At 63.0% G+C, this 17,111-nt stretch carries 15 protein-coding genes; 7 read left to right on the forward strand and 8 right to left on the reverse strand.

The features are described from left to right. Nucleotides 1-581 precede the first annotated feature (581 nt). On the forward strand, nucleotides 582-1,517 hold the full coding sequence (gene corA, locus B8V81_RS07000) for a magnesium/cobalt transporter CorA (RefSeq protein WP_101808035.1): 936 nt from the start codon (nucleotides 582-584) through the stop codon (nucleotides 1,515-1,517). Nucleotides 1,518-1,652: 135 nt separating this feature from the next. Here corA and B8V81_RS07005 read toward each other — a convergent pair whose 3' ends face one another. Continuing rightward, a complete protein-coding gene (locus tag B8V81_RS07005; RefSeq protein ID WP_101808036.1) occupies nucleotides 1,653-2,975 on the reverse strand; it encodes an MFS transporter in 1,323 nt (440 codons plus the stop codon). Nucleotides 2,976-3,212: 237 nt separating this feature from the next. Here B8V81_RS07005 and B8V81_RS07010 point away from each other — a divergent pair, with 237 nt between their 5' ends. The 3 genes from B8V81_RS07010 (at nucleotide 3,213) to B8V81_RS07020 (ending at nucleotide 6,053) form a co-directional block, all read left to right on the forward strand. Further along, nucleotides 3,213-4,115, forward strand: a complete 903-nt coding sequence (locus B8V81_RS07010; RefSeq protein ID WP_028599256.1) for a LysR family transcriptional regulator — start codon at nucleotides 3,213-3,215, stop codon at nucleotides 4,113-4,115. 11 nt (nucleotides 4,116-4,126) lie between these two features. Further along, nucleotides 4,127-4,936, forward strand: coding sequence for a histidinol-phosphatase (locus tag B8V81_RS07015; protein WP_028599257.1), 810 nt, complete (start codon nucleotides 4,127-4,129; stop codon nucleotides 4,934-4,936). Between the two features lie 190 nt (nucleotides 4,937-5,126). After that, nucleotides 5,127-6,053 carry an EamA family transporter gene (locus tag B8V81_RS07020; protein ID WP_228551649.1) on the forward strand — a complete coding sequence of 309 codons (927 nt, stop codon included), beginning with the start codon at nucleotides 5,127-5,129 and terminating at the stop codon, nucleotides 6,051-6,053. 9 nt (nucleotides 6,054-6,062) lie between these two features. Here the strand turns inward: B8V81_RS07020 and B8V81_RS07025 are convergent, their stop codons facing one another. Both B8V81_RS07025 and B8V81_RS07030 read right to left on the reverse strand, forming a co-directional pair. After that, complete coding sequence (locus B8V81_RS07025; RefSeq protein WP_028599259.1) at nucleotides 6,063-6,884, reverse strand: DUF695 domain-containing protein; 822 nt, start codon at nucleotides 6,882-6,884, stop codon at nucleotides 6,063-6,065. Between the two features lie 265 nt (nucleotides 6,885-7,149). Then, a complete protein-coding gene (locus B8V81_RS07030) occupies nucleotides 7,150-7,545 on the reverse strand; it encodes a DoxX family protein (protein ID WP_028599260.1) in 396 nt (131 codons plus the stop codon). A 162-nt stretch (nucleotides 7,546-7,707) separates the two neighbouring features. On the opposite strand from B8V81_RS07030, the gene B8V81_RS07035 reads away from it, so the two are divergent. Next, the gene (locus tag B8V81_RS07035) at nucleotides 7,708-8,016 is read left to right on the forward strand and encodes a winged helix-turn-helix transcriptional regulator (protein ID WP_028599261.1); all 309 of its coding nucleotides are present in this window, start codon (nucleotides 7,708-7,710) and stop codon (nucleotides 8,014-8,016) included. Nucleotides 8,017-8,189: 173 nt separating this feature from the next. Next, nucleotides 8,190-9,122 (forward strand): hypothetical protein, encoded by a 933-nt coding sequence (locus B8V81_RS07040; protein WP_028599262.1) that lies wholly within the window; start codon nucleotides 8,190-8,192, stop codon nucleotides 9,120-9,122. A 1,417-nt stretch (nucleotides 9,123-10,539) separates the two neighbouring features. Here the strand turns inward: B8V81_RS07040 and sdhB are convergent. The 3 genes from sdhB to B8V81_RS07055 are packed head-to-tail and all read right to left on the reverse strand — an operon-like array spanning nucleotide 10,540 to nucleotide 13,770. After that, nucleotides 10,540-11,310: a succinate dehydrogenase iron-sulfur subunit gene (gene sdhB, locus B8V81_RS07045; protein ID WP_028599263.1), complete on the reverse strand. Its 771-nt coding sequence runs from the start codon at nucleotides 11,308-11,310 to the stop codon at nucleotides 10,540-10,542. A gap of 18 nt (nucleotides 11,311-11,328) precedes the next feature. After that, the gene (gene sdhA / locus B8V81_RS07050) at nucleotides 11,329-13,077 is read right to left on the reverse strand and encodes a succinate dehydrogenase flavoprotein subunit (RefSeq protein ID WP_028599264.1); all 1,749 of its coding nucleotides are present in this window, start codon (nucleotides 13,075-13,077) and stop codon (nucleotides 11,329-11,331) included. Nucleotides 13,078-13,104: 27 nt separating this feature from the next. Beyond that, entirely contained in the window at nucleotides 13,105-13,770 is a 666-nt protein-coding gene (locus B8V81_RS07055) for a succinate dehydrogenase cytochrome b558 subunit (RefSeq protein ID WP_028599265.1), read from the reverse strand. A gap of 246 nt (nucleotides 13,771-14,016) precedes the next feature. Here B8V81_RS07055 and B8V81_RS07060 point away from each other — a divergent pair, with 246 nt between their 5' ends. Continuing rightward, nucleotides 14,017-14,949 carry a LysR family transcriptional regulator gene (locus B8V81_RS07060; protein ID WP_028599266.1) on the forward strand — a complete coding sequence of 311 codons (933 nt, stop codon included), beginning with the start codon at nucleotides 14,017-14,019 and terminating at the stop codon, nucleotides 14,947-14,949. Nucleotides 14,950-14,989: 40 nt separating this feature from the next. Here the strand turns inward: B8V81_RS07060 and B8V81_RS07065 are convergent, their stop codons facing one another. Both B8V81_RS07065 and B8V81_RS07070 read right to left on the reverse strand, forming a co-directional pair. Next, nucleotides 14,990-15,667 carry a potassium channel family protein gene (locus tag B8V81_RS07065; protein WP_028599267.1) on the reverse strand — a complete coding sequence of 226 codons (678 nt, stop codon included), beginning with the start codon at nucleotides 15,665-15,667 and terminating at the stop codon, nucleotides 14,990-14,992. A 21-nt stretch (nucleotides 15,668-15,688) separates the two neighbouring features. Further along, nucleotides 15,689-17,041, reverse strand: coding sequence for a TrkH family potassium uptake protein (locus B8V81_RS07070; protein WP_052333321.1), 1,353 nt, complete (start codon nucleotides 17,039-17,041; stop codon nucleotides 15,689-15,691). Between the last annotated feature and the right edge of the window lie 70 nt (nucleotides 17,042-17,111).

Genomic DNA, 17,111 nt, shown 5'->3' on the forward strand with positions numbered 1-17,111 from the left:
GACCTTTCATGGCGCCGAGCGATGCATCCAGGCCCTGCTCGGCCTGGCCGCACCTTTTCCCGGCAGTCGAATAAGATGGGCCATGGCCCGAATGGCGCCGCTGAAAGGCCGCCATGTCCGCCCGAGCGGACATGGCGCGACCCGCGCCCTCGGCGCGCTCGCCGACCTGCGCGCTCGCTGCCCTCGGCGCGCTCCCCGCCGGCGCGTCTGCGCCCCGCAGCCGGCTCTGCGAGCGCCGCCAGCCGGCCCCGGCCGCGCCCGCCGCGCAGCCTGTTTTTCCTTCTTGAGTGTGGTCGGCCGGAAGAGTATACTAGACAAGACTTTCAACCGGTAGCAAAGGAGTGAAACGCCATGGAAGGCGATAGGCCGAAGCCCGTCCCGACAGCAGCACCCGCAAGCAAGCATCGCGAAGACGACCAGCCGGACCCCGCCTCGCATGGCGGATGACCTCCCTTCGCCGCCGCCCGTTGCCGCCGTGCCGTCCACCGCTCGCGCGGATGCACGGCCGCTTCGGCGCGCCGCGGCCCGGATGCCCGGCCGGCTCTCGTCCGTCTTCGCGCACGAGAGGAGATTGAACGGCCATGAAGATTCGAATGGTCAACAACGGCGTATTCACGCCTGTAGACGAGCTGGAAACGACGCTCGCCCCTCCGCTGGAGGGCTTTTACTGGATCGACGCCGACGTCGAGGATCTCGCCTATCTGCAGCCGCTGTTCGGCCTGCATGACCTGGCGGTGGAGGACTGCCTCAGCGAGGAGGAGCAGCGCCCTAAGATCGAGCTGCACGAAGGGCATTATTTCATCGTCATCAACAGCATCCGCTTCGACGACGAGGAGATCTTCCTCCGCGCGCTGAACATCTTCCTCGGGCGGCACTTCATCATCACCGTCACCAAGCAGAAGATCAACGAGCTGCGCTCGCTCAAGCCGATCCTGTGGGAGCAGGAGGTCAGCCGGCCCGACCGCTTCCTGTACCATCTCGTCGACATCGTCGTCGACAATTATTTCCTCGTCGGCGATCGGATCGAGGTGCGCATCGAGCGGCTCGAGGAAGACATCCTGATGCATACCAAGAAGTCCCATCTGAACGAGATCATCGGCCTGCGCAGCGAGATCCTGTGGCTCAAGAAGGTGCTCGGGCCGCAGCGCGACGTCATCGCCACGCTCAACAAGAAGGATCTGCGCCTGATCGACGACCAGCTGCAGAAGTACTTCAGCGACATCTACGAGAACGCCGTCAAGATCACCGAGACGTTCGACACGTACCGCGACCTCATGGCCAACTTGCGCGAGGCGTACCAGTCGAGCCTGTCCAACCGGGCGAACGAGATCATGCGCGTGTTCACCGCGCTGACGACGATCTTCATGCCGCTGACGTTCATCACCGGCATCTACGGGATGAACTTCGTCCATCTGCCCGGCCAGAACTTCTACTACGGCTTCTACCTCCTGCTCGGCTTCATGCTGATGCTCGGCGGCGGCATGCTGTTCCTTTTCCGCAAAAAGGATTGGCTGTGACCCCCGCCGCGCCGGATCGGCCCGAGCCCGAGCCCGAACCCGAAAAACCCCCTTGCCTGCCGGCCCGTGGCCGAACCGACAAGGGGGTTTGCTGCGTCCATGCAGCAGCTGCGCAGCCAAGGCTCGCTCCTGACGTCAGGAGGACAGGCCCGCCGGCGGCAATCCGCTCCCCGGGCCGTCGCCGCTGCCGACAGCGGCCTGCTCCGCGCCGCGCCGGAAGTCGACGCGCTGGAGCAGCAGCCAGCCGAATACGAAGAAGGCGGCGACCGACAGGATCGCGGCTCGGCTCGAGCCGGTCAGCGTCGCGCTGAGCGAGAATACGAGCGGCCCGAGCACCGACGTGAACTTGCTGCTGAGCGCCAGGAAGCCGAACCATTCGCCGGAGCGGTCCGCCGGGACGAGCCGCGCGTACAGCGAGCGTGCGGCCGCCTGGCTGCCGCCTTGGACGAGTCCGACAAGCGTCGCGAGCACGAAGAAATGAAGCGACGTCGTCATGAAGTAGCCGAGGATGACGATGCCGAGATAGATGAGCAGCGACGCGCTCAGCATGCGCTTGGCGCCGAAGCGGCCGACGAGCCGTCCGAACGCGAGCGTCGCGGGCAGGCCGACGAACTGCGTCACGAGCAGCGCGAGGATGAGGTCGTCGGAGTCGATGCCGATGCCCGCGCCGTAGATCGTCGCCATGACGATGACCGTGCTGATGCCGTCGTTGAACAGCCAGAACGCCGCCATGTACTTGAGCAGCTCGGGATAGCGCCGCAGGCTGCGCAGCGACTGGGCGATGCGGCCGAACGAGGCTCCCGCCGCCTGCAGCACGGTCGGCCCGCCCGCTTTCGCCGCGGCCGCCGGCCGCTCCTTCCAGCGGGTGAACAGCGGCAGCGAGAACAGCAGCCACCAGAGGCCGACCGTCGCGAAGACGACTTGCGTCGCGGCCGTCTTGCTCGGGAAGCCGAGCGCCTCCCACTGCAGGATCATGACGAGGTTGATCGCCAGCAGCGCGCCGCCTCCGGCATACCCGTATGCGTAGCCCTTGGCGCTCACCGCATGGCGCTGCTCCTCCGGCACGCCGTCGCGCAGCAGCGCGTCGTAGAACGTATTGCCGGTGGAGAAGCCGACGATGCCGAGCACGAGCAGGCACGAGGCGAGCAGCCAGTCGCCCTCCCCGGCCAGCGCCATCAGCGAGCTGGATGCGGCGCCCAGCACCGTGAAGGCGATGAGGAACCGCAGCTTGGAGCGCGACAGGTCGGCCGCCGCGCCGGCGAGCGGCGCCAGCACGGCGACGAGCAGCATCGCGATGCTCTGCGTATTCGCCCAGTACGACTGAGCGGCGCCCTCCGCCAAGCCTTTCGCGGCCACTCCCTCGTAGTAGACCGGCATGACGGCAGCCAGCATCGTCGTCGCAAAGGCTGAATTCGCCCAGTCGTACCAGATCCAGCCTCGGATCGCTTTTCGATCCATCCCTAACTCCCCCGTTTCCTCCGGACGGCTCGCCGTCCATCGGTTTAGAGCTTCGCCGCCCTCCGGCCGATTCCTGCCCCCTTGACGGCCGCTTCCTCGTTGCTTTTGCGTAAAGGCCCGCTCGCTTTACTACCCGCCCTCGGCTTGGCTATACTAAATAGCAGAGTGATAAAAAAGTCTTATCGACCGGGGATGATCGAATCCTATCCCTGCCGGAGGCGAGAGAGGAGCCTGCCCCTGAATATCAGCCAGCTGGAAACGCTTCTTACCATTTCCAAAACGATGAGCTTCCGCAAGGCCGGCGAGCTGCTCAACCTGACCCAGCCCGCCGTCTCCGCCCAGATCAAGAGCCTGGAGGAGGAGTTCAAGACGGTGCTCGTCGACCGCAATCAGCCGGTCACGCTTACCGATCGCGGCCAAGTGTTCCTTGACCACGCGACGCGCATCCTCGACATCGTCGAGGAGCTCAAGCAGAAGCTTTCCGACCTGAACCATACGCCTCAGGGCCATATCGTGCTGGGCACGACAAGCTCGATCGCCATCCAGATCCTGCCGCGCGTGCTCTCCTATTTTCAGAACCAGTTCCCGCTCATCAAGACGACGATCCATACGATGCCCTCGGCGCAGGTGCTCTCGAGCGTCGAGAACGGCAGCGTCGATCTCGGCCTGACCTATCTGATGGAGCATCATCCCCATGTGCGGACGGCGACGCTGTACTACGACACGTTCGAGCTCGTCGTCTCTCCGAGCCATCCGCTCGCCTCGCTCAAGCATGCCTCGCTCGACAAGCTGCGGGACGTGCCACTCATCATGCTCTCGCCGGATACGCTCGGCCGCCGCTTCGTCGACCGCGTCTTCGCCGAGCACGGCATCGTGCCCAACATCGTCATGGAGCTGTCGAGCAGCGAGGAGGTCAAGCGGATGGCGGAGATCAACCTCGGCGCCGCCGTCGTCTCCAAGCAGTCGATCGCAAGCGAGCTGCGGCTCGGCACGCTGCGCATGATCAAGGTGAGCGAGCTTGAGGTGAGCCATCCGGTCGGCGTCGTCTACAAGTCGGGCCGCTATTTGAATTCGGCGATGCAGCAGTTCCTGAGCGACCTCAAGGGCATGCCCGAGGCGCAGTTCATCAGCAGCGAATAGGAGGAGTTCCCATGAAATTCGACCTGCATACCCACCATGCGCGATGCGGACACGCCGAGGGCTGCATCGAGGACTATATCCGCGCCGCCATCGACGCCGGACTGTCCGTCATCGGCATCTCGGACCACTCGCCGTATTTCGGCAGCGAGGAGGATCATCCTCAGCCGGGCATCGCGATGGCCCGCAGCTCGCTGCCGGGCTATGTCGAGGAGGTGCTGGCGCTCAAGGCCAAGTACGAGGGACGCATCGAGGTGCTGCTCGGCATGGAATCAGACTTTTTCCCCGAGCATGCCGAGACGTACCGCCGCGCCTACGAGCCGTATCCGTTCGACTACCTGATCGGGTCCGTGCATCTGTCGGGGGGCAAGAGCATCTTCAACCGCACCCGCTGGAAAGGGCTGTCCGACCTCGTGCAGATCGAGCAAAAACGGGAATACTACGAGCTCATCCGCCAGTCGGCCGTCAGCGGCATGTTCCAGGTGCTCGGCCACATCGACGCGATGAAGGGCTATTACCCGGCCTTCTCCGACATCCCGGCCTCCGAGAGCATCGACCTGGCGCTGCAGGCCATCTCCGGCAGCGGCGCCGCCATCGAGATCAACACCTCCGGCAAGACCAAGACGGTCGGCGGCTGGTATCCGTCCGATGCGATCCTCGAGCGCGCGCTGTTCTACGGCGTGCAGGTCAGCTTCGGCTCCGATTCCCATGTGCCGTCGCGCGTCGGCGACGAGATAGAGGAAGTGCGGGCCAAGCTCAAGGAGATCGGTTACCGGGAGTGGGTCTTCTATCGGCAAAAGCAGCAGGTGCGCGTGCCTCTCTGAGGCCGGCGGCCGGACAAAAAAAAGTGGACCTTCCCGAAGGAAGGTCCCAAGAAATATTTATTAAAAGGGGGTCATGCAACTATCATAACCGCTCCTTGTAATAAAACGGTGACAGGAATATTTCATTTGTGTAACAAAATGCATGACTACCCCGTCCGCCGGACGAGCCGCGGGAAGGAGACGCCGCCTCATGCCCGCTGACATGCCTTGGCTGCTGACCGCGATCGGCAGCGCGCTCGTCTTCGGCCTCGCCGGCTGGTGGATGAAGGTGTCCCAAATGAAGGAAGGCGGACGGACGGCGCTGCTGCTCGGGCTGTACGCGACGGGCACGGCCGGCTTTGCCGCGCAGTGCCTGATGGACGGCGGCTGGAGCGCGCTCGGCGACGGGCGGCTGTGGCTCGCCGGCGGCATCGTCGGCGCCGGTTCGGCGTGGGGCAACGCGGTGTTCATGAAGGCGCTGGAGCACGGTCCGGCGAGCATCACCTCTCCGCTCACGAACCTCAACATCGTCCTCGTCGTGGCGCTGTCGGTCGGGCTGTACGGCGAGACGCTCGGCCTGGCCGAAGCGGCCGGCATCGCGCTACTGCTGGCGTCCGCCGTGCTGATCGCCATCCGTCCTGCGGAGAAGCTCCGCCTCTCCAGCCGCCTCTGGTACATCTACACCGGCGCCGCCGTGCTGCTGTTCACGTTCCGCAACGGGGGCCTCAAGGTGACCGGCGAAGCCGGCCTGCCCTCCTCGGCCGTCTTGTTCAGCGGCTATCTGCTGTCGCTGGCCTGGTTCGCCGCCGCCGCTTGGCGGGAGCGGCCCCGCCGGCCGGCCGCGGAAACGGTCGGCGCCTCTCCCTTGTCCGCTCCAAAGAAGCCGTCCGCGGCCGCATCGCCGTTCGGCATCGGCCTGCGCTTCGGCCTGCTCGCCGGACTGTTCTCCTATGGCGGGCTGCAGCTGTACGCTTGGGCGCTCGAGACTGGCCCCGCCAATCTTGCCGCACCGATCTTCGCGACAAACAGCCTTGTCGTCGCCGCCGGCTCCATCCTGCTGTACCGGGAACGGCTGACAAGGCTGCAATGGCTCGCCTTCGCCTGCCTCATGGCAGGGCTGATCGTCATCCGGCTGTAGCCGTCCGGCTCAGCCCTTGGTCCGGCCCGACAGCCGCTGGATGCCGAGCCGCTTCTTGGCCCATTGGCGCAGCCGGTACAGAGCCGGCTGCTTCATCACCGAGCCCCAGCCGTCGTACTTGCCGCCGCCTCCGCCGAGGACGCGGTACAGCTCGTCGACGCGGCCGTTCACCGTCTCCAGACGGACGTCCTCGAATCGGCTGATGACGAGCGGATACGGATAATCGGGCTCCGGCTCCCCGCTTTTCCCCTCCTCGATGCGATAGCCCATCCCTTCGAGCTTCATGCGCATCAGCTTGCGGTCGTCCGAATCCCGAAACAGCAGCCAGTGATAGACGTTGCGCGGCTGGCGGATGTCGTCCCCGCGGTTCAGCAGCGCATACACCATCTGCGCGTTATGGATGAACAGCTCCTCCAGCGCATCCGGCAGCATGAAGCGGTAAAATTCCCACTGCGGATCCGGCTTCGCATAATATTGCAGCCGGTAGTCCTGATGCCCGCGGATCATGTTCTCCAGCGGCTCCAGCCCGGCGTCCTCCGCGATGTAGTAGTAATATTCCAGCCTCTTCGGCGTATTGATCCGTCCGGCATAAAAAGCTTCCCCGCCCGCCAGAACGGCCTCTTCCAGGCGCTGCTCCAGCTTCTCCAGCTCGGCGATCATGGCCGCCTTCTTCTTTTGGCGGCTGCGCACCGAGTACAGGTTGATCGTGATGGAGAGCAGCCGGTTCAGACCGGAGGGAGGCGTCTCTTTTTTCCAGGCGCAATTGACGAGGATCCTCATCTGCTCCTTGGACTCCGTCAAGCGTTCGAAAAATCCCCAATCATCCGGCATGGAGTCTCCTCCTCTCTGGTGGATCCGTTCCACTCATTATAACGAATGCTTGCCGCCATCTCATCTCTTTTTGCCGAGCATCTTACTCAAAAGACGAATCTTGGCCGCAAAAGTTGCGCAGCTCCTCTCATTTCCATCCCCGGGACGAGCCCGAATGCGCCGCATCGCCTGCCGTCCGGCCGCCCCTCCTGACGGCATCAACGAAAAAAAACATCCCCTCGTCGGCATCCTGACGAAGGGACGTTCTGTGCGTATGATCCGGCTATTATAGAAGCGCGTCGATGGAATAAGCGCCGGCTCCGGTGAAGCCGATCGCGAGCGCGGCCGCGATCAGCACGAGATTGTACTCGTAGCCGTTCGCTGTCGACCAGATGCCGTTCGCTCCGTGCACTTTCACGATCGCTACGAGCATCGTCAAGACGATGAGCGCGGCCGCCACCCATACCCACAGGCCGAGCGCGAGCAGCAGGCCGCCCAGCAGCTCCGCTCCTCCGGCCAGCACGGCCATCAGCGCTCCCGGCTTGGCTCCGAGCGACTCCAGCCAGCCGGCCGTGCCTTTGATGCCATAGCCTCCGAACCAGCCGAACAGCTTCTGCGCGCCGTGGCCGATGAACAGCAAGCCGACGACAATCCTCAAGATGAGCAACCCCGTATCCAACATTCCAACCCTCTCCTTTATCGGTTCTGGTCTTGCGATGGACTTATCTTATCCCCATAACTAACTAAAGTCAAGTAAATATATTTTCTTTATTTAGTGGACCGCAGTCACTTACATTTCCTTAGTCAATGTGATACAATAGCGGCAACAGAAGGAGTGATGCGAATGGACTACTCCACGATGTGTCCCAAGTATGAGGCGGCGATCGAGCTGCTCGGCAAGAAATGGACGGGCCTGATCATCCGCGTGCTGCTTGGAGGACCGAAGCGGTTCAAGGAAATCAAGGAGCAGATTCCGGAGATGAGCGACAAGATGCTGACCGACCGGATGAAGGAGCTCGAGACGAGCCAGATCGTTACCCGCAACGTGTATCCGGAGATGCCGGTTCGCATTGAATATGAGCTGACCGAAAAGGGACGGCATCTGAAGCCGGTCATCGAGTCCATTCAGGACTGGGGAGAAGATTGGCTCTAATCGCCGCCGCGCCGCCTGCAGGCGGCTTTTTTTCGTTCCGTTAGCAGCATATGAGCGCGCGGCCGGGATTAGGACCGCTCTTGACGGCCGAGCTTCCGCATCGATAGTGGAAACGCTTCTTCGCGGGCGATATACTAAAGAGGATATCTACAAGCGGACAGTGAGGGTGAGGCATGGACAACGAAAAGATCAAGCAGGCGTATGCGGAGCTCGGGCTGGAGCCAGGCGCCGCGAAGGAAGACGTGGAGAAGCGGTACGACCTGCTGCTCCGCCGCGCGCGCAGCAGCAGGTCGGGAGCGCAGCTGCAGGAGGGCCAGGTCGAGCTGGAGCGGATCAACGCCGCCTACCGGACCATCCAGGAGCGGGATCGCGCGGAATCGACCGAAGCGTACAACGAGCAGGCCTACGGCAAATATAAAGGCATGGCTCCCGCGATGCAGAAGATCGACCATTTCTTCAGCTATTATAAATTCCATCTGCTCGGAGCGATCGTGCTCATCGCCGCCGTCGTCTACGGCATCAACGCCTATCAGGACAAGAAGCGCGAGGAGGCCGAGCTGGCCAAGCTGCCTCCGGCCGCGATCGCCGTCTCGTTTTTCGGCCAGTTCATCGGCGCGGACGGCAGCAGCCCGATCGGCGGCGGCGTCGACCTGAAGACGGCCGAGGAGCAGATCGTGAAGCGGTTCCCCGATTGGAAGCGGGCGATCGTGCATCTGACCTTCGTCCCGGAAGAGCCGCAGTCGAGTCAGGATATGGCCATGGTCCAAAAAAGCCTCATCGACCTCATCTCGAACAAGGACGACGTCTATATTTTGGACAAGCTGAACTTCGAGAAGCTGGCGCGAGACGGCGCCCTGGTCGATCTCGCCCCTCACGCCGCCAAGCTCGGCCTCGATGCAGACGACAGCCGCGCCGTGCGCACCGTGACGACGGACGATCCGTCGACGGAGCAATGGTTCGGGGTCGACGTCTCCGACAGCCCGCTGATCAAAAGCATGGGCCTTGCCGGCAACACGTTCATCGCCACCATCCGCGCCGACACGCAAAAGCTCGACAACTCCTTGCAGCTGATCCAAGCCGCAGCGACGGATACAGCAGCTCCTTGATCTTGATGGCGAGCGGACAGACGATCCTTTGAAAAGACGGCCTATAGGCCGTTTTTTTTCGCCCGGAAGCGGACAGCGGTGCTGGAACCGTTGCCGCTTCTCCACGAGCCACGTCCGCTTCGCAGAGAGTCGCTCCGATCTCCATGCCCTCGAGGATTTCGGCGATCGCGCATTCTCCGCAACGCTCTAAAGCCTCTATAACGGGCTGAACCCCTGGGAAAATCGGGTTATAGCTGCTCGCAGGCTCGTCTTTCAGGCTCCAACCCGAATAAATCGGCTTACAGCGGCTCGGCAGCCCCTATTTCAAGCTGCAACCCGAATAATTCGGGTTACAGCGGCTGACCAACCCGTCTTTCAGGCTCCAACCCGAATAATTCGGCTTACAGCGGCTCGCCAGTCCTTCTTTCAGGCTCCAACCGCCACGCCTGCCTACCGGAGTTACTTGATTTGACCTCGCAACTCCGCCCGGTTCGGCTCCACTTGCCCGAGTTACTCGGTTTTTCCGCGCATCTCCGACCGTTTGGTCCTCCACTCGCCCGAGTTACTCGGTTTTTCCGCGCAACTCCGACCGTTTGGCCTCACAATGCCCGAGTTACTCGGTTTTTCCGCGCATCTCCCACCGTTTGCCCCTTCACTCGCCCGAGTTACTCGGTTTTTCCGCGCATCTCCGACCGTTTGACCTCCCAATGCCCGAGTTACTCGGTTTTCCCGCGCAACTCCGAAAGGATGGTTGGCGTGCTGACTCGATGAGGGGCGCAAGCGCCTTGGTTCGCGCCAGCGGTTTGGTTTACACGCCCTATTCGAGGGGCGGGCCAGCAAGCCGCATGCGGCTTGCTGGCTGATCTGCGGCGGCCGATTCGTGCTGGCCGCTGAGAAGCGCTGCCGTCTCCCAGGTAAGCGGGAGACGCCCCCTCCCCCAAATAAAAAGGGGGAGCAGAGAAGACAGGGACAAGGCAAGCGGAGCGAGACGATGCCTTTCGGAGAAGCGGCAGCGGTCCTCTTGGAAGACGGATGGCCTCCGAATAGGAGGTCAAAAAATCAGGGCATCCGGCTTCCAGTGGAGTCGGAGAAAGGCTCGGCTCGCGCAGCGGGCTTCTTGTCCACCGGAGTGGCTCGGATCGCGCAGCGGGCTTCTTGTCCCTAGTATGCTGCCGGCTGCCTGCCGAGAAAGGCTCGGCTCGCGCAGCGGGCTTCTTGTCCACCGGAGTGGCTCGGATCGCGCAGCGGGCTTCTTGTCCCTAGTATGCTGCCGGCTGCCTGCCGAGAAAGGCTCGGCTCGCGCAGCGGGCTTCTTGTCCACCGGAGTAGCCCGGATCGCGCAGCCGACTTCCTGTCCCCTGAAGTCCCCTTTCCAAGCCAAAAAAGCCTCCCGAACCGCTCGCAAAGAGCAGTCCGGAAGGCTTTCCTATTGCCGAGCCTAGAAACTCAGCCAGTTCTTGAACAGCTGCGCCGTCGTGTCGCGGTTGATCGCGGCGATCGACGTCGTGAGCGGGATGCCCTTCGGGCAGGAGCGGACGCAGTTCTGCGAGTTGCCGCAGCCCTCGATGCCGCCGTCTTCCATCAGCGTCTCCAGGCGCTCGGCCTTGTTCATCTCGCCCGTCGGATGGGCGTTGAACAGGCGTACCTGAGAGATCGCCGCCGGGCCGATGAAGCTCGAACGGTCGTTGACGTTCGGGCAGGCTTCGAGGCAGACGCCGCAGGTCATGCACTTGGACAGCTCATAGGCCCATTGGCGCTTCGTCTCGGCCATGCGCGGTCCGGGACCGAGGTCGTACGTGCCGTCGATCGGAATCCAGGCCTTGACGCGCTTGAGCGCGTTGAACATGCGCTCGCGGTTGATGACGAGGTCGCGCACGACCGGAAACGTGCTCATCGGAGCGACGCGCACCGGCTGCTCCAGCTTGTCGACGAGCGCGCTGCACGCCTGGCGCGGCTTGCCGTTGATGACCATCGAGCAGGCGCCGCAAACTTCCTCGAGACAGTTGGACTCCCAGACGACCGGAGTCGTCTTGGCGCCATCGGTCTTGACCGGGTTGCGCTGGATCTCCATCAGCGCGCTGATGACGTTCATGTTGGGACGGTACGGAAGCTCGAACTCCTCGGTATAAGGAGCCGCTTCCGGCGAGTCTTGGCGGGTGATGATGAATTTGACCGTCTTGCCCGCCTTGACCGGGGTTTCGGTTGCCATGGTCGTTCTCCCTCCTCGTTAGGACTTGTTGCTCGAGTAGTCGCGCTTGCGCGGCTTGATGAGCGAGGTGTCGACATCCTCGTACGAGATCTCCGGACCTTCCGTCGTCCACTTGGCGATCGTCGTCTTGAGGAACTGCTCGTCGTTGCGCTCCGGGAACTCCGGCTTGTAGTGCGCGCCGCGGCTCTCGTCGCGCAGCAGGGCGCCCTTGGTCATCGCCTCGGCCAGCTCCAGCATGTTCCACAGCTGGCGCGTGTAGGCGACGCCGGCGTTGTTCCAGCGCGCGGTATCGTTGATGTTGATGTTGGAATAGCGCTGCTTGAGCTCCTTGATCTTGTCGATCGTCTGCACGAGGCGGTCGTTGTAGCGGACGACGGTCATGTTGTTCGTCATCCACTCGCCGAGCTCCTTGCCGAGCACGTAGGCGTTCTCCGTGCCGCCGAGCTTCAGGATCGACTCGTAGTTGTCCGTGCGCAGCTTGACCTCGCGGTCGAAGATGGAGGACGGAGCGTCCTCGGCGGACTTCTTGAGCCCCTTGATGTATTCGACTGCCTTCGGTCCCGTCACCATGCCGCCGAAGATGGCCGACAGCAGCGAGTTCGCGCCGAGACGGTTGGCTCCGTGGTACTGGTAGTCGCATTCGCCGCAAGCGAACAGGCCCGGGATGTTGGTCATCTGGTTGTAGTCGACCCACAGTCCGCCCATCGAGTAGTGGACAGCCGGGAAGATCTTCATCGGCAGCTTGCGCGGATCGTCGCCGACGAACTTCTCGTAGATCTCGATGATGCCGCCGAGCTTGACGTCAAGCTCCTTGGGATCCTTGTGCGACAGGTCGAGGTAGACCATGTTCTCGCCGCCAATGCCGAGCTTCTCGTCCACGCAGACGGAGAAGATCTCGCGGGTGGCGATGTCGCGCGGCACGAGGTTGCCGTAGGCGGGATACTTTTCTTCGAGGAAGTACCACGGCTTGCCGTCCTTGTACGTCCAGATGCGTCCGCCCTCGCCGCGCGCCGACTCGGACATGAGGCGGTTCTTGTCGTCGCCCGGGATGGCCGTCGGGTGGATCTGGATCATCTCGCCGTTGGCGTAGCTGACGCCCTGCTGGTACACCGCGCTCGCCGCGGTGCCCGTATTGATGACCGAGTTGGTCGTCTTGCCGAAAATGATGCCGGGGCCGCCGGTCGCCAGGATGACCGCGTCCGCGCGGAAGGAGACGACCTCCATCGTGCGCAGGTCCTGGCCGGTGATGCCGCGGCAGACGCCGTCGTCGTCGAGCACCGCGCCCATGAACTCGAAATGCTCATGCTTGCTGACGAGGCCGGCGGCCTCCCAGCGGCGAACCTGCTCGTCCAGCGCGTACAGCAGCTGCTGGCCGGTCGTCGCGCCCGCGAACGCCGTGCGGTGGTATTGCGTGCCGCCGAAGCGGCGGAAGTCGAGCAGGCCCTCCGGCGTGCGGCTGAACATGACGCCCATGCGGTCCATCAGGTGGATGATGCCGGGAGCGGCCTCGCACATCGCCTTGACCGGAGGCTGGTTGGCGAGGAAGTCGCCGCCGTAGACCGTATCGTCGAAGTGCTCCCAAGGAGAGTCGCCTTCGCCCTTCGTATTGACGGCTCCGTTGATGCCGCCTTGCGCGCACACGGAGTGCGAGCGTTTTACGGGCACCAGGGAGAACAGGTTGACGTGGACGCCGGCTTCGGCCGCCTTGATCGTGGCCATGAGCCCGGCCAGTCCGCCGCCGACGACGATGATGTTGTTTTTAGCCATGTGAGTGGGTCCTCCTTCTCTATCGTGTTATCCGATCCAGGTCCGTACGGCCGCTGCCGTCTCCGCGAACTCGTCGCTGCGGAAGGCCGCGATCGAGAGCAGGAACAGAGCCGACACGATGACGAAGACGCCCATCCAGATGTAGGAGGAGATGCGCTGCGCGCGCGGGCCGACGGTGATGCCCCAGCTCACGAGGAAGGACCACATGCCGTTGGCGAAGTGGAAGACGGCGGCCAGGACGCCGATCGTGTACAGGACGACGCTGACCGGATTCGTGAAGATCTCATGCATCTGATGGCCGAGCTGTTCATGCGTCAGCTCGCCGATCAGCACCTGGTAGCGGGTCTGATAGACATGCCATACGATGAAGATGAACGTAATGACGCCCGACAGGCGCTGAAGCGTGAACGCCCAGTTGCGTCCGTATTGGAAGCGGGAGTTGTTCCAGTTCGACTGGTAGGCGACGTAAAGGCCGTATACCCCGTGGAAGATCAGCGGCAGGAAGATGCCGAAAATCTCCAGGAAGAAGATCAGCGGCAAGCCGTTGAGCATCTCGACGCTTTCGTTGAACCCTTCCGGGCCTCCCTCGAACGCCGAGTAGTTGGTGATGGCGTGATTCACGAGGAACAGGGCGAGCGGAACGACCCCGAGCAGCGAGTGGAGCTTGCGCGCCAAATAGGAATTTCCTTTCATAAATAATGCGTTCTCCTTTCCAGCCGTTTGAATGCGTAATCATCGTCAGGGACAAACCTTATCCATTTTACAGCCCGTTCTTGGGAGCGTCAACAATTCACGACAGCATCCGACTTCAGGACGGACACAGATTAGCCACAGTTCCCATCGTACCCTTTTTTCGCTTATAAAGATATTGTTTATTTTTTATACAATGTTATAACATAGGAGCATAAGCAAATCGGATCGCCGAAAGGATGGAACGCGATGCAGGAAGATCTTCAGCTGTTCGCCGTCATCGTCGAGCAGTCGAGCATGAACAAGGCGTCGGCGCTGCTCAACCTGTCGCAGCCCGCCCTCTCGCGCAAGATCGCCAAGCTCGAGGAGGAGCTCGGAGCGCCGCTGTTCCGCCGCGTCGGACGCCGCCTGGAGCTGACGCGCATCGGAGAGCTGACGTACGACTACGCCGTGCAGCTGCGCCAGATGCATCGGCAGTATCTGCTCACGCTGGCCGAGTTCAAGCAGACCCACCGCTTCACGCTGACGATCGGCGCCAGCCTGACGACGCTGCAGACGACGCTGCCCGACCTCATCCAGGCGCTGACCGCCAGCCATCCCGAGATCGACATCAAGGCCGTGACCGGCAAGACCCACGAGATCGTCTCGCTCGTCCGGGACCGGAAAATCGAGCTCGGCCTTGTGGCATCCGTCATCGACGATCCGCAGCTGCACTGCGTGAAGCTGTTCGACGACCATCTCGAGCTCGTGCTGCCGCGCGGGCGCATGCTGTCCGACAAGCTCGCGATCGGCGACCTGAACGGGCTGCCGATGATCCTGTTCTCCAAGGGAACCTGGTTCCGCACGCTTACCGACGAGCTGTTCGACAAGTTCCGCCTGCATCCCGACGTGCGCATGGAGATCGACTCCTTCGAGGCGATCCTGCGCCTGCTGCATACATGCGGAGCGGCGACGCTGCTGCCGCGATCGTACATCCGGCCGCAGATGGCGGAGGACAACGACCTCATGCTCGTGCCGCTGCCGGAGCTGAAAAAGACTCGGCGCACGACCTCGCTCATCCACGGCGATCCGTCGCTGCTCGAGCCTGTCGTCCGCCAATGGATCGCGGAAGCGGCGGCCGGCTACGCGGCGCGTTCAGGCTTGCCGCTGAGCGCCCGCAGCGGCCTGCCGGGCCAGCCGTAGCCGCTTGCCGGCTCGGTCCGCCGCAGCCGGATGCCCTCAGTCAGCGCTCGCTGACCATGTTCTCGAAGTCCTCGATCCCCTCGTTCGTGCCGATGACGACCATGACGTCGCGCTCGGCCAGCACCTGCTCGGCCTTGGGCGCGATGATGATGCCTTGCGGCTTGTTGACGGCTACGATGCTGCAGCCGAACCGCTTGCGCGGATCGATGTCGGCGAGCGTCTTGCCCGCCAAGCAGCGCGGCACGGACAGCTCCGCCACGGAGTAATCGGAGCTCAGCTCGATGTAGTCGAGCAGGTTCGGCGAGACGAGCTGATGGGCGACGCGGATGCCCATATCGCGCTCGGGATAGATGACCCGATCGGCGCCGAGCTTCTCCAGCACGCGCCCGTGCAGCTCGCTGACCGCCTTGACGACGACCTTTTTGACCCCGGCGTCCTTGACGAGGATCGCCGTCATGATGCTGGCCTGGATATCCCCGCCGATGGCGACGATGCAGCAGTCGAAATTGCGGATGCCGAGCGCGCGCAGAGCCTCCTCGTCCGTCGAGTCCGCGCAGGCGGTATGCGTGAGCGTGCCGCTCAGATCGTCGACGAGCTCCTCGCTGCGGTCGATGCCGAGCACCTCATGGCCGAGCTGCACGAGCTCCTTGCCGAGGCTGGATCCGAAACGGCCCAGTCCGATGACGCAGAATTGACTTCCTTTGGCTCCCTTACCCATTGTCTCTCTTTCTTTCCTTTCCTATCCGATGATGATCTTGCCTTCCGGATGCTTGTAATATTCCTTGCTGGCCTTGGGCCGGAGAGCGTACGCCATCGTCAGCGGGCCGAGCCTGCCGGCGAACATGACGAAGCTGATCACGAGCTTGCTGACATCCTGCAGCCCCGGCGTAATGCCGGTGCTCAGCCCGACCGTGCCGAACGCCGACACCGTCTCGAACAGGATGCGCAGGAAGTCGCGGTCCTCGAGCGTGCAGAGCACCATCGTCGAGGCGAGCACGATGGCGATCGACAGCATCGTGATCGTCAGCGCCTTGAGGATGCGCTCCTTGGCGAGCCGGTAGCGGAACAGCACGATGTCCTCCTTGCCCCGGAGCATCGCCCACATCGCCGCCGCGAGCGTCATGAACGTCGTCGTCTTGATGCCGCCGCCGGTCGAGCCGGGCGACGCTCCGATGAACATGAGGAGGATCATGAAGAACAGGCTCGCCTGGGTCAGCGCTCCGATGTCCACCGAGTTCGGTCCGGCGGTGCGCGTCGCGACCGATTGGAACAGCGACGCGAGCAGCTTGCCGCCGAGGTCGAGCGGTCCCATCGTGCCGGCATTCCCGTATTCGAACAGGAAGATGACGGCCGTCCCGAGCGCCACCAGGCCGCCGCTTGTCAGCAGCACGACCTTGGAGTGCAGCGTCAGCCGCCGATGCCTGCGGAAGTCGACCAGATCGGACAGGACGATGAAGCCGAGGCCGCCGAGGATGACGAGCGAGACGGTGACGAGATTGACGAGCGGATCCGCGACATAGGCGGTCATGCTGCTGTAGTTGCCCATGATGTCGAAGCCGGCGTTGTTGAACATGGACACCGCATGGAAGATGCCGTAATAGACGGCCTGCCCGGGCGGCATGTCGGACAGGAAGCGCAGCGCATACAGCAGCGCGCCGCAGCCCTCGATGACGAGCGAGTACAAAAGGACGCGGCGGATCAGCCGTACGATGCCCTCCATCGAGCCTTGGTTCATCGCCTCCTGCAGCAGCAGCCGCTCCTTGAGCGAGATGCGCTTGCGCAGCACGAGCGCGAACAGCGTCGCCATCGTCATGAAGCCGAGTCCGCCGATCTGGATCATCACCAGGATGATGAGCTGGCCCGCCAGCGAATAATGCGTTCCGGTGTCGACGACGACGAGGCCCGTGACGCAGGTAGCGGATGTCGCCGTGAACAGCGCGTCGATCCAGCGCGTCCTCAGGCCGTCCGCGGTCGCGAACGGCTGCATCAGCAGCAGCGAGCCGAGCGCGATGATGAAAGCGAAGCCGGCGATCAGAATCCTCGGCGGGGAAGGGATGAGCAGCTGCCTCAGCTGCAGCCTCCAAGCGGTCATAGGCGGCCATTCTCCTTTTTTTGCACACGACAAATAGGCACCGGAAACACCCGGTGCCCAGCGCCTGTGT

This window comes from Paenibacillus pasadenensis (assembly GCF_002864175.1).
In the GTDB taxonomy this organism is placed as follows: Bacteria; Bacillota; Bacilli; order Paenibacillales; family Paenibacillaceae; genus Paenibacillus_O; species Paenibacillus_O pasadenensis.